This window comes from Chryseobacterium sp. MMS23-Vi53 (assembly GCF_047651245.1).
In the GTDB taxonomy this organism is placed as follows: domain Bacteria; phylum Bacteroidota; class Bacteroidia; order Flavobacteriales; family Weeksellaceae; genus Chryseobacterium.
In genome coordinates this window covers 2,291,582-2,304,259 of the sequence record NZ_CP180265.1, presented here as the reverse complement: position 1 = coordinate 2,304,259, position 12,678 = coordinate 2,291,582, and the positions used below count along the sequence as shown (strand labels likewise).

Here is a 12,678-nt window from a genome sequence, read left to right as displayed (position 1 = left end):
GATTTTAAACGTAATCATCTGCTCAATCCGCTAAATCTGCGAGTGTTAATTTTTTTAAGTTAGAAATTTAAATATTCTTCAAATATTCCTTAAAAAAGACCTTCTGAGAATCAAAAGCGATATCTTCCAGATCCAATTCTTTCAAAGGGATCCAGACTGCTTCTGAGATTTCAGATAATTCGAGATTGACCTCAAATTTTTCCGAAACGGTGTATTCATAAAAAAGATCGATCGTATTGTAATCTATTTCTTTGTACTGATACACGTTGGGAAGGCTTGTTAAGTACTTTAAATTTGACATATCAACATCAAGCTGCAATTCCTCAAAAAGCTCTCTTTTGCACGTTTCTTCCGCGCTTTCCTTTGGATCTACAAATCCTCCGGCAAGATCTAGTTTTCCTTTTTTCGGGTCTCTGTTTCTTCTTGTAAGATAAATTTCATCTTCATGTTTTATCACCACAGCGACAGCTCCGGCAACGTTGTTGTATAAAGTGAAATTACACTCAGGGCAGCTCCATTTTTTTTCGCCGTCCCAGTTTAAAGATTCTTTGCCGCAGCTTGGGCAATATTTCAATATTTTCATTGAGCAATATTAATATTTCTCGGATGATAAGTCAAGATCACATCTCGAAGTTCTTCCGTTTTCAAATGTGTGTAAATTTCAGTTGTTGTAATGCTCGAATGACCAAGCATTTCCTGAATGTAGCGCAAATCTGCACCGTTTTGCAACAAATGCGTTGCAAAAGAATGTCTGAAAGTGTGTGGTGAAATTTTCTTGCTTACTCCTGCTTTGTCTGTCAGTTCTTTTATAATTAAGAATACGATTACTCTGGACATCGATGTTCCGCGGCTATTTAGGAAAAGTGTGTCCTCATATTTCTTATTAATTTTATTTTTCGAACGGGTTTCCTGAATATAATTTTCCAGCAATTCTGCCGTATATTCAGCCAAAGGAACGAAACGGGTTTTGTTTCCTTTTCCGTGTACTTTGATGTACTGCTCTTTAAAATTAATATTTGAAATTTTAATATCAATAAGTTCCGAAACGCGCAAACCGCATCCATAAAGAACTTCTATGATGCACTGATTTCTCTTTCCAAGATCTGAATTGATTTCTATTGCGCTGATAATCTTGTTGATATCAGGCAGACTCAATGTATCGGGAAGGTATAATCCCAACTTGGGGCCTTCCAGCAGAGAAGCCGGATTGTCTTCACGATATTCATCCTCCAAAAGGTATTTGAAGAAAGCTTTAATGGAAGATATCCATCTTGCCTGTGATCTTTCGCTGAATTTTTGTTTGGAAAGGTTGAAGATGTATTCCTGCAGATTTTCATAGCCTATAATGTCTGGACCGACGTTTTCCAGATCTTCTTCTGCGTATTCTTTTAGTTTTCTGATGTCTCGAATATAGGCGTCGAGTGTGTTTTCTGAAAAATTTCTTTCAAATCGAAGAAATATTTCAAAATCCTTAATTTTTTCATCCCAAGTCATTGTTGTTGTGTTATTTTTTTAGTTCACAGTCCGAAATTTGCTCTATTTCAATATTGTGGTTTCTTAAAAACGATATTCCGTCATCATCCGAATACTCATTAATGTAGACTAACCTCGCAATTCCCGCCTGTAGAATGAGCTTACTGCATTCTTTACATGGAGAGAGTGTGAGATACAACGTTGCGCCTTTTGCAGATTGAGTGGAAGCTGCCAATTTTAAAATAGCATTGGCTTCTGCATGTAGCACATACCAGTGTGTTTTGCCTTCATTATCCTCACAGCAGTTTTCGAACCCCGAAGGAGTACCATTATAACCATCTGAAATAATCATCCTATCTTTTACGATAAGAGCTCCTACTTGTTTTCGTTTACAATAGGAAAGTTTTGCCCATTCCTGAGCCATTTTAAGATAAGCCTTGTCAAACTTATTCATACCTACAGCATTAGTTTTTCGAAATAATTTGTATTAAGGTTAAATAAGTTCTTAGAAGTTTGGTTTTCTTTTTCAAGAAACGCAGAAACTCCTTCTTTTTTATCGTCCAGCTCAAAAAGTTCTCCGAAATATTTAATTTCAGTTTCAAAACCTTTTTCCGTGTAAGATAAATTCACTGCATGAATTGCCTTAGAAATTGCCATCGGTGAATTGTGGGCAATAACATTTGCTAATTCCTTTGTTTTTGTTAATAGTTCTTCAATAGGATAAACTTCATTTACCAATCCAATTTCTTTTGCTCTCGCAGCAGGAACCATTTTGGCAGAGAAGATCATTTCGTTGGCAATACCCTTTCCTACAAGCTTCGGAAGCCTTTGAGTTCCACCGTAACCAGGAATTAATCCTAAAGTTACTTCCGGAAGACCCAATTTAGCATTCTCCGATGCATATCGAATGTGGCATGCCATAGCAAGCTCCAGACCTCCTCCTAATGCGAAACCGTTTACGGCTGCAATTACAGGTTTGGTCATATTTTCTATTTTATCGAACAAAATATTTTGTCCGTTTCTTGCAAGTTCTTCAGCTTTTTCTTGTCCAAAATCACTGAATTCTTTAATGTCCGCTCCAGCAACGAAAGATTTCTCCCCACTTCCTGTAAGGATAATTACTCTGCATGTTGCGTCTGAATTTAATTCATCTAAAGCTGAACTGATCTCTCTAATTGTCTGCGCATTCAATGCATTCAGACTTTGAGGTCTATTTATGGTAATGATAGAAACTTTATCTTCTTTATTTAATAATATGTTCTCGTAACTCATTTTTCCACTTTAAAATATTATTTTTTGCAAATTATAAATTTTTTACAAAAAAAAGGAAAAAATATTCACTTTTTTTCCTTTTAATATAAATTATTATTCAATAATGATTATTTTGAATGATTCATCATATTCGCGTCGATAACGACATTTAGTTGAGAAGCTACTTTCATGCCAAGCTCAATATTGGCTCTGAAAAAGTGGCACAGCTGCCGATTGATGATTTCATCCTTTTTGGGACCGGATATTCCTCTCATACTTCCGATGATGTTATTCACAAGATGCTCTCTGTCTTCCGCATTCATCGCTTTTGAATATAATAACCCAGGTTGAGTGTAATGATCATCGTCGCTTTCATTTCTATTGTAATTTGCAACGTGCGCACTATCTAGTTCATATTCATAGTTTTTGTATGATGGATCTGGTTTAATATCATCAAAACTGTTCGGATGATAATTTGGCTTATCCAAATACTCGCTGGAATCTGCCATAAAACCGTCTCTTTGATAATTATGAGTAGCAAAAGGACATCTGTTTACTTCTAAATGATGAGCATTTACCCCAACTCTATATCTGTGTGCATCGGGATAAGAAAATAATCTTCCTTGAAGCATTTTGTCCGGTGAAAAGCTAATTCCGTTGATTAAATTACTAGGAGAAAAAGTCGATTGCTCCACGTGTGCAAAATAATTGACAGGAACTTCATTCAATTCCATTTCTCCAACTTCAATTAATGGAAAATCGCTTTGGAACCAAACTTTAGTCACATCAAAAGGATTCCATCTGAAATCTCTTGCCTGTTCTTCAGTCATCACTTGGATGTACATTGTCCATTTCGGGAAATCACCGTTTTCAATGGCGTTGCAAAGATCTTCCTGTGCAAAATCTGGATTTTCTCCAGACATTTTTACAGCATCATCATTCGTAAAGTTTTTAATTCCCTGTTTTGTTTTAAAATGGAATTTCACCCAAACTCTTTCATTTTTATCATTAATCATAGAAAACGTATGAGACCCGAAGCCGTGCATATGTCTATAACCGTGAGGTGTTCCTCTGTCTGACATTAAAATTAAAACCTGATGAAGAGATTCAGGATTTAAGCTCCAGAAATCCCACATCATGGTTGCGCTTTTCAGATTCGTTTTCGGAACTCTTTTCTGAGTGTGGATAAAGTCTGGAAATTTTTTAGCATCTTTAATAAAGAATACAGGCGTATTGTTTCCTACCAAATCCCAGTTTCCGTCTTCCGTATAAAATTTTAAAGCAAAACCTCTAGGATCTCTTGCTGTATCTGCACTTCCTTTTTCTCCTCCAACAGTAGAAAAACGGGCAAACATTCTGCATGAGTTACCTACTTTTGAAAATAATTTTGCTTTTGTATATTGACTAATGTCATGTGTTACCGTGAATGTTCCATAAGCTCCACTTCCTTTCGCATGCACAACTCTTTCAGGAATTCTTTCTCTCACGAAATGTGCCAGATTTTCCTGTAAAATAAAATCCTGCAACAAAACCGGTCCTCTTGGGCCAACTGTTTGTGAATCCTGATGCTCATAATATGGAGAGCCGTTGCTTAACGTTAATTTCTTAGAATCCATATGCTTATATTTTGTTTGATAAACTAATTAATTATATTGAATTATGTAAAGGTACTAAATATCAAATTTACTTGAATTTTTGATTGCCAATAGCAAAAACATTTTATCTTTGTAATAGATAATATTAATCACATGAACATTCAGCAACTGGAGTACCTTATCGCTGTCGATAAGTACAAACATTTTGGTAAAGCAGCTCAAGCATGCTTCATTACGCAGCCTACGTTAAGTGCAATGATACAGAAATTTGAGGATGAACTGGATGTAAAGGTTTTCGATAGAACGACGCACCCGATTCGTACCACAGATGTTGGTCTACAAATCATCGATCAGGCGAAGGTAATCATAGAGTCTGTCAATGAATTAAAAAATAAGGCTAATCTTCTAAATAATATTCTTGGAGGTACTATCAATATTGGTATAATTCCTACTGTTTCATCTTTCATCTTACCAACTGAGATTTTTCACTTTTTGGAAGAAAATCCTAAAATTCAGATGAATGTGAAAGAAATGACGACAGATAATATTATCAAGTCTTTAAAAGCAGGCGAATTGGATGCAGGAATTATTTCTACACCTTACGACGCTGCAGACGAGTTTTATCAGGATTTCTTATTCAATGAAGAATTAATGATTTACAGCTCTGATACAGAAACAAACAAGAAGAATTCTTACGTTGTTCCGGAAGATCTTAATGTTGAAAAAGTTTGGTTATTGGAAGAAGGAAACTGTCTGAGAAACCAATTTGAGAATATCTGTCATTTAAAAGAGAATACTTTGAAACCTAAGAACTTGGATTTTTTGGCATCAAATATTCAGACTTTGGTACATATGGTGGATAAAGTAGGCGGAATCAGTATTTTACCGGAATTAGCATTAAGTCAGCTTTCTGAGGAGCAAAAAGGAAATGTTTTCAGATTTAAAAAGCCTTTCCCTTACAGAGAGATAAGTATAATTTACTACAAACCGACATTTAAGCAGAAAATTATTGACGAATTATCACATTCTATCAGAATTTCATTGGAGAAAAAACTCAATTATAATGAAAGCCCGAAAGAATTCGTAAGCATAAAACCACAATAGTATTTTATGTTAAATCGTGATAAATCATTAATTTAAAGAAAATTATAATTAGTAAACAAAAATTTTGAGTATTAAAAAATAGTACTTAAATTTGCCAAAGTTTACGAACGAGGAAAAATTTGACCTGATTGCAACCTCTATAAAAATATGCTAAAACAGTATTTCTTTTTTAGACCTTTTAGACCAATTATTCTTATTTTTCTTCGTATATTTTTTAATCTAAAAAACAAATAGAATAATATGTCTTATTTATTTACGTCTGAATCCGTTTCAGAAGGACATCCGGATAAAATTGCCGATCAAATCTCTGATGCATTAATCGATCACTTTTTAGCATACGACAAATCTTCAAAAGTTGCTTGTGAGACTCTTGTTACAACAGGACAAGTAGTTTTGGCCGGTGAAGTAAAATCTGATGCTTATCTTGATGTACAGACTATTGCAAGAGAGGTAATCAACGGAATTGGTTATACAAAAGGAGAGTACATGTTCAATGGTGATTCTTGTGGAGTTATCTCTGCAATTCACGAGCAGTCTCCGGACATTAATCAAGGTGTTGACAGAGCGGTAAATGACGAGTCTTTCGAAGCTAAAGCAAACGCTCAGGGAGCTGGAGATCAGGGAATGATGTTCGGTTATGCAACCAACGAAACGGCAAACTATATGCCTCTGGCTTTGGATTTGGCACATACTATTCTTAAAGAACTTTCTGCGATCAGAAGAGAAGATTCTGAAATCAAATATCTTCGTCCGGATGCAAAATCTCAGGTTACAATCGAGTATTCTGACGATCACAAACCAATCAGAATCGATTCTATCGTAGTTTCTACTCAGCATGATGATTTCGGGTCTGAAGAGGAAATGTTGAACAAAATCAGAGAAGACATTAAAAACATCTTGATTCCTAGAGTTGTTGCTTTACAAACTGAGGAAATTAAGGCTTTGTTTAATGATCAGATCAAATATCATATCAACCCAACAGGTAAATTCGTAATCGGAGGTCCTCACGGAGATACAGGTCTTACAGGAAGAAAAATTATTGTAGATACTTATGGTGGAAAAGGAGCTCACGGTGGAGGTGCTTTCTCTGGAAAAGATCCTTCAAAAGTAGACAGAAGTGCTGCTTACGCAACGAGACACATTGCTAAAAACTTAGTGGCTGCAGGTGTTGCAGATGAGGTTTTGGTACAGGTTTCTTACGCGATTGGTGTTGCTGAACCTTGTGGTTTATACATTAACACGTACGGAACTGCAAAAGTGGATCTTCATGATGGGGATATTGCTAAAAAAGTTTCTACAATTTTCGATTTAAGACCTTATGCTATCGAGCAAAACTTAAAATTGAGAAACCCAATTTATCAGGATACGGCTTCTTATGGACATATGGGAAGAGAGCATTATGTAGCTGATAAAACTTTTAATAAAGGACACAAGAATGAACTTACCTTAACCGGTTTAGAGTTCTTTACTTGGGAAAAATTAGACAAAGTTGACGAGATTAAAGCTTCATTCGGAATTTAATTTCATACTTAAAAAAATAAATGAACTGCTTTATCTTTCCGATAAGGCAGTTTTTTTTAATTTTACATTCAAATAATAATTAAAGATGATGAATTTTAGATTCGCAATTACAATTCTTTCCATATTTTTCCTGAGTACGTTTGCAAAAGCACAATATACGGTGCACAAAATGATTACGGTAGGATACACATACCAAAATCAGAGTTTCGGAGAATTAGGAGGCAAATTGCTTTTTCTGAAAAATGATGATGTTATTTATCGTTTGGGAGCTACCGCAATGATGGGTTCTGCAAATTCCAAATTCGCCATCATGCCGAAAATTTCTGCCGATGTTTTGTTAAATTTTGAAAAAAATGTAGACTTTAAACACTCCTATTATTTCTTAATTGGTGCGGAGGGAACTAACAAATATGTTGCTCCGAAAGTTGGAGTTACGCTTTTCGGGATGCTGGATTTGACGGGAGGATATGCTTTTCCAATCGGAAACAGCGGAATAAATGGCAAAGAATTGAAAGGTCTGAATGTTAATTTTTCACTAAATATCCCTACTGTATTCATTCATGACATGTTTAAATGATTTTTTTTAAATTTTTCTCGTAAAAATTTAATAATAGGTTAACAGTTATTAAAAAATTATTATATTTACACCATATAAAATTGTACCGCCTATTGATTGGACTTTACTCTGAAGAATTGTTTTGTATTTACAGCTATAGCCAGATAAAATATCTGGATTAGCGATTGTCAGCAAAAATATTTATTGAGAAGAAGTTATGAAATCAAAATCGGATAGTTTACTTATTTCCCTTTACCAGAAAGGAGACGAAGAGGCGTTGTCGACCCTAATTCACCGCCATCAGAGAGAACTGTTTACATTCATTTTTTACAAAATTAATGATGAAGATCTAGCCAACGACGTATTTCAGGATACATTCATGAAGATTATTGTAATGCTGAAAGAAGGACGTTACAACGAGGAAGGAAAATTTATTCTTTGGGCAAAAAGAATCGCCCACAATCTCATTATTGACCATTTTAGATCAAAAGCAAAAAACATTAAAGTTTCGGAAACTACTTTTGAAACCGATGAATATTCTATTTTTGATCTGTTGAGAGAACCTTCAGAAAATATTGAAGATCAGTTGGTAACGAACCAGATTCAGGAGGATTTGCTGAGAATGCTTCAATTCCTTCCGCAAAATCAGCAGGAAGTTATCAAATTAAGATTTTTCGACGGACTGAGTTTTAAAGAAATCGCGGACCATACAGACATGAGCATTAATACCACGTTGGGAAGAGTACGCTACGCTTTGATAAACCTGAGAAAAATCATGGACGAAAATCATATTATCTTGACACGATAGATAATAAATTCGGAAAATTCTCGTTTTAAGGAAAAACATGTATCGCCTATGAGAAAAAATGATTCCTTAAAAGTGAAAACTTTGAAACCTAAGAAACAAACTATTGAGTTCTTACTCAGTTTTTCGAAGAGCGTCGAGGTTGTAAAAACCAAGGCCAAGAATTATCCGATTTCCAAAAATTAAAATTATTAATTTTGTGCTGTATGAAAATTCAGCACATTTTTTTTGATCTTGATAATACACTTTGGGATCACCGCAGAAATGCCTATTTAACAATAAAGGATCTTTTTGAAAAAGAAGAAATCGAGTTAAAATATAATATCAATTTTGATAAATTCCATTCTGTTTATCATGAAATTAATGAAAAACTTTGGGAAGACATTCGCGACGGAATTATTGATAAAGAATATCTCAGAAAACACCGTTTTTACGATACGTTTAAACATTTTAACGTTGATGATTCTGAATTGTCAATGTACTTTGAAGAACATTTTTTAGATAAAATTCTCAATCATAATGAATTGGTAGAGGGTGCAGAATATATTTTAGAATATCTTAAAGCTAAAAATTATACTTTACACATTATTTCCAACGGATTCAAAGAAGTGACAGAAAGAAAATGTATTTTATCCGGAATTGATAAGTATTTTCAGACGATCACAAGTGCGGATAGCGTTGGTGTAAGAAAACCTCGCCCTGAAATTTTTGAATATTCTTTAAATCTTTCCGATGCCACAACACAAAACAGTATCCTGATAGGTGACGACTGGATCGCAGATGTTGTCGGTGCTCAAAACTTCGGAATGGATGTTATTTTCTTTGATGTTTTAAATGAAAATAGGGAAGAGGAAGGATTGAAGGTGATTAAGCATCTTTTGCAGATTAAAGAGTATTTATAAAAGTTTCGGCGGCACCAAGGGTGCCGCCGAAACTATATTTCAAGCTAAAAATATTAAATTCCTAAGCTCTCTCTCACTCTTTTTATCGTTTCCGAAGCAATAACTCTAGTTTTTGCTGCTCCCTCCTGAAGTTTGGCTTCCAGTTCCTCAAGATTGTTCATGTAATAAGAAAAAAGTTCTCTTTCTTTCACGAACTTCACTAAAATAAGATCCAAAAGTTCTTTTTTAGCATGACCGTAACCGAAGTTTCCAGCCAAATATTTTGCTCTTAATTCTTCTGTCTGTTCTGGAGTTGCAATCAATTGATAAATGGCAAATGTCTTATCGGTTTCCGGGTCTTTTGGTTCTTCCAAAGTTTTAGAATCAGATTCAATGCTCATTACCTGTTTTTTCAATTCTTTTTCAGGCAGGAAAATATTGATGATGTTTCCTCTGGATTTAGACATTTTGTGTCCGTCAACTCCGGGAACATATTTCGTGTTTTCCTGAAGTTCAGATTGTGGCAAAACAAAAACTTCACCCATCTGATTGTTGAATCTTGAAGCCACATCACGAGCGATTTCCAAATGCTGAAGCTGATCTTTTCCAACAGGAACAATTTCCGCATCATAAAGCAGAATATCTGCAGCCATCAAAATCGGATAGGTAAACAATCCGGCATTTACATCCTGCAAACGGTCTGCTTTATCTTTAAATGAATGGGCTAAAGTCAATCTCTGATAAGGAAAAAAACATGATAAATGCCAAGAAAGTTCACAGGTTTCAGGGATGTCGCTCTGTCTGTAAAAAAATGTTTTTTCGGTATCCAATCCACAAGCAAGCCAAGCCGCAGCAATCTCGTAGGTATTCTGTTTCAGTTCTTTCGCGTCTTTTATCTGCGTAAGAGAATGCAGATTCGCGATGAATAAAAATGATTCGTTTCCTTCCTGTTTTGATAGCTCAATTGCAGGAATAATAGCACCTAATAAATTACCAAGATGCGGTGTTCCGGTGGCTTGAATGCCGGTAAGAATTCTTGACATTGTTTAAAATTTATATTTAAAAATTAATGAATTGCAAATCTACGAGAATCAGTTTAAAGTATAATAAAGTTATACCACAGATTCGCACAAATTTGCACAGATGTTTATATTCTAAATTCATTAAAAAGAAAAAATATACGCAATCATCTGTGTAAATTTGTGTGAATCTGTGGTTAATAAAATATTTTCAATTAAATCAGGGAATCAAAATTTTCTCCCCTCCAAACTTAGGCTCAACGCCCAAAAGTAAATCGTAATACGCCTTTGCTTTTGCCAAATATTCTCTCATATTGGTTTTGAAACCGGCATATTTATTCACATCTTTCGCATTATATCCGAAAGCTTCAATTCCGTTTTGTTTAGCTAAAAATACGGCTCTTTCATTATGAAACTTTTGCGAAATAATAACCAATCTTGTCTGCCCAAAAATTTCTTTCGCCCTCACAACAGAATCCAATGTTCTAAAGCCGGCGTGATCAAGAAAAATTTTATCCTGCGGAATTCCGTATTTCATTAAAGTTAATAACATATCTTCCGGTTCATTGTAATCTTTTGTGCTGTTGTCTCCACTTACAATAATATATTGGATCTTTCCGCTTTTATAAAGATCAATCGCAGCCTGAATCCTGTTGTAGAAGTATGCATTGGGAAGCCCACTGTTTAGGTTTTTGCTGGTTCCGAGAAGCAATGCTGTTTTTGTTTGGGGAACATCGGCAATATTATAGGAGACAAAATGATCGCTGTCTTTTTTGATGCTGTAATTTGCCCAGGAAATAAAAATAATTCCTGCAACGATAAGAAGCAGGAAGAATTTAAAAATATTTTTAATAATTTTTTTCATTAAGTGTAAGTTATTCTAAAATTCTAAACCATTCGGGAACGCTTTTTTTCTAAAAATTAATAATAAAATGGCTCCCACCGTAATCGCAGAATCTGCTACATTAAAAATATATTTAAAAAACTGAATATGTTTTCCTCCAATGATCGGAAAGTCCTTAGGAACATTCCAGTCTACCAACGGGAAGTGAAGCATATCAACAACGCAGCCTCTCATAAAGGTAGAATAACCTTGTCCAAAAGACGTAATTTTTGAAATTCCTCCGTATCCGATCCATCGGTCGATACTTGCGTCATAAACTGTTCCGCTGTCGAAAATCAAACCATAGAACATTCCGTCGATCAAATTACCTATTGCTCCTGCAAAAATCATTGCCATCGGAATCAGAAGATAATTGGATTCGCCTTTTTGTAACCATTTTTTAAACAGATAAATCATTCCTCCGATTAAAATAACTCTTACGATAACCAAGAAATATTTACCGATAACTCCACCAAAATGAAGTCCGTAAGCCATTCCCGGATTTTCCACAAAAGTCAGTTTAAAACCTGGTAAAACAGAAATACTGTCATCCAAATTGAAGTGTGTTTTTACATAAATTTTTGAAGCCTGATCAATTAATAAAATAAGAAAGGTTACAAATAATATCTTTTTCATTACAGCTTCGTCTTTGGTTTATCTTTAAAATTTTTTCCGTTATTTTCTTTTTTCGCAGGAGTTCGTGGCTCGAAGGTTTGGGTTTTTGCTCCTCTTGTATGAAATTTTTCGTAACGAATTCCCATATCTTTCATCACACTTTTCAGTGCGTTCAGCTCCATTTGATTCTTGGGGTGTACAATTAATGCCTCCATCTTGATTTAATTTATTTTTTATTTTTTGGACAACTCATCAAGTCGTTTTCTGTCTTTCGCAGATAAGTCGTTGACACCGTTTTTGCCCATTTTACTCAAAAGATGATCAATCTCTTTTTCCCTTTCGCGTTTATCAGAATTAAATTTATCGTCCATCGTATAGTTTCTCTGTTTATCGGGAAAGAATCTGTTTTTGATCCATTCTCTGTTGAAAATTCCTAAAACTACAGCAATGATAACAATTAAAATTAATATTTCGGTCATGGGTATACATTAAAAATTAGGTTTATAAAGTATTTCATGAAATACAATATAAACCCAAAATTATTTTAACTAACCTAGCGGTTATTTCTGCATATTTTTCGCCTCGATGCTCAACGTAGCGTGAGGAACAGCCAACAGTCTTTCTTTAGGAATAAGTTTACCTGTTACTCTGCAAACGCCGTAAGTTTTGTTTTCAATTCTTATAAGGGCGTTCTTCAGATCACGTACGAATTTTTCCTGTCTACCCGCCAAAATAGAATTCTGCTCCTTACTCAATGTTTCAGCACCTTCTTCAAATGCTTTAAAAGTAGGAGAAGTATCATCAGTCCCGTTATTTTGGTCGTTAATAAAACTCTCTCTGATCAGTTGTAAATCTTTTTCGGCTTTCTCTATTTTTTCTTTAATAATAGCCTTAAATTCTTGTAAATCAGCATCACTGTATCTTACTCTTTCGTCTGACATGTTCGTTTCTCTTTTTTAATAAAATTATGAAATG

16 protein-coding genes are annotated in these 12,678 nt (G+C 34.7%); 5 read left to right on the top strand and 11 right to left on the bottom strand.

What is annotated here, in order from left to right:
* Positions 1-67 precede the first annotated feature (67 nt).
* The 5 genes from ACKX2A_RS10150 to ACKX2A_RS10130 all read right to left on the bottom strand — a co-directional run bounded on the left by ACKX2A_RS10150 (position 68) and on the right by ACKX2A_RS10130 (position 4,340).
* Positions 68-583, bottom strand: a complete 516-nt coding sequence (locus tag ACKX2A_RS10150) for an NUDIX hydrolase (protein WP_415329345.1) — start codon at positions 581-583, stop codon at positions 68-70.
* Entirely contained in the window at positions 580-1,494 is a 915-nt protein-coding gene (gene xerD / locus ACKX2A_RS10145; protein WP_415329343.1) for a site-specific tyrosine recombinase XerD, read from the bottom strand. The genes ACKX2A_RS10150 and xerD overlap by 4 nt, the downstream gene beginning before the upstream one ends.
* Positions 1,495-1,504: 10 nt before the next feature.
* Positions 1,505-1,927, bottom strand: a complete 423-nt coding sequence (locus ACKX2A_RS10140) for a deoxycytidylate deaminase (RefSeq protein WP_415329342.1) — start codon at positions 1,925-1,927, stop codon at positions 1,505-1,507.
* A gap of 2 nt (positions 1,928-1,929) precedes the next feature.
* Positions 1,930-2,745 (bottom strand): enoyl-CoA hydratase/isomerase family protein, encoded by an 816-nt coding sequence (locus tag ACKX2A_RS10135; protein WP_415329340.1) that lies wholly within the window; start codon positions 2,743-2,745, stop codon positions 1,930-1,932.
* Positions 2,746-2,852: 107 nt separating this feature from the next.
* Entirely contained in the window at positions 2,853-4,340 is a 1,488-nt protein-coding gene (locus ACKX2A_RS10130) for a catalase (RefSeq protein ID WP_415329338.1), read from the bottom strand.
* Between the two features lie 132 nt (positions 4,341-4,472).
* Between ACKX2A_RS10130 and ACKX2A_RS10125 the strand changes: the two genes are divergently transcribed.
* The 5 genes from ACKX2A_RS10125 to ACKX2A_RS10105 all read left to right on the top strand — a co-directional run bounded on the left by ACKX2A_RS10125 (position 4,473) and on the right by ACKX2A_RS10105 (position 9,207).
* Positions 4,473-5,423 carry a LysR substrate-binding domain-containing protein gene (locus tag ACKX2A_RS10125; RefSeq protein ID WP_415329337.1) on the top strand — a complete coding sequence of 317 codons (951 nt, stop codon included), beginning with the start codon at positions 4,473-4,475 and terminating at the stop codon, positions 5,421-5,423.
* Between the two features lie 240 nt (positions 5,424-5,663).
* Positions 5,664-6,944 carry a methionine adenosyltransferase gene (gene metK / locus ACKX2A_RS10120; protein WP_415329335.1) on the top strand — a complete coding sequence of 427 codons (1,281 nt, stop codon included), beginning with the start codon at positions 5,664-5,666 and terminating at the stop codon, positions 6,942-6,944.
* 85 nt (positions 6,945-7,029) lie between these two features.
* Positions 7,030-7,521: a hypothetical protein gene (locus ACKX2A_RS10115; RefSeq protein ID WP_415329333.1), complete on the top strand. Its 492-nt coding sequence runs from the start codon at positions 7,030-7,032 to the stop codon at positions 7,519-7,521.
* A 196-nt stretch (positions 7,522-7,717) separates the two neighbouring features.
* Entirely contained in the window at positions 7,718-8,308 is a 591-nt protein-coding gene (locus ACKX2A_RS10110) for an RNA polymerase sigma factor (RefSeq protein ID WP_415329331.1), read from the top strand.
* A 203-nt stretch (positions 8,309-8,511) separates the two neighbouring features.
* Positions 8,512-9,207, top strand: a complete 696-nt coding sequence (locus tag ACKX2A_RS10105; RefSeq protein ID WP_415329330.1) for a YjjG family noncanonical pyrimidine nucleotidase — start codon at positions 8,512-8,514, stop codon at positions 9,205-9,207.
* 53 nt (positions 9,208-9,260) lie between these two features.
* On the opposite strand, the gene trpS is transcribed toward ACKX2A_RS10105, so the two are convergent.
* The 6 genes from trpS to ACKX2A_RS10075 all read right to left on the bottom strand — a co-directional run bounded on the left by trpS (position 9,261) and on the right by ACKX2A_RS10075 (position 12,644).
* Positions 9,261-10,229 carry a tryptophan--tRNA ligase gene (gene trpS, locus ACKX2A_RS10100; protein ID WP_415329329.1) on the bottom strand — a complete coding sequence of 323 codons (969 nt, stop codon included), beginning with the start codon at positions 10,227-10,229 and terminating at the stop codon, positions 9,261-9,263.
* A 196-nt stretch (positions 10,230-10,425) separates the two neighbouring features.
* Positions 10,426-11,070 (bottom strand): SanA/YdcF family protein, encoded by a 645-nt coding sequence (locus ACKX2A_RS10095; protein ID WP_415329327.1) that lies wholly within the window; start codon positions 11,068-11,070, stop codon positions 10,426-10,428.
* A 15-nt stretch (positions 11,071-11,085) separates the two neighbouring features.
* Positions 11,086-11,724 carry a lipoprotein signal peptidase gene (locus ACKX2A_RS10090; protein WP_415329325.1) on the bottom strand — a complete coding sequence of 213 codons (639 nt, stop codon included), beginning with the start codon at positions 11,722-11,724 and terminating at the stop codon, positions 11,086-11,088.
* Positions 11,724-11,918, bottom strand: coding sequence for a DUF2683 family protein (locus ACKX2A_RS10085; RefSeq protein ID WP_415329324.1), 195 nt, complete (start codon positions 11,916-11,918; stop codon positions 11,724-11,726). Before ACKX2A_RS10085 ends, ACKX2A_RS10090 begins: the two co-directional genes overlap by 1 nt.
* A gap of 18 nt (positions 11,919-11,936) precedes the next feature.
* Complete coding sequence (locus tag ACKX2A_RS10080) at positions 11,937-12,182, bottom strand: DUF6576 domain-containing protein (RefSeq protein WP_415329322.1); 246 nt, start codon at positions 12,180-12,182, stop codon at positions 11,937-11,939.
* 81 nt (positions 12,183-12,263) lie between these two features.
* Positions 12,264-12,644 (bottom strand): TraR/DksA family transcriptional regulator, encoded by a 381-nt coding sequence (locus tag ACKX2A_RS10075; RefSeq protein WP_002983772.1) that lies wholly within the window; start codon positions 12,642-12,644, stop codon positions 12,264-12,266.
* Between the last annotated feature and the right edge of the window lie 34 nt (positions 12,645-12,678).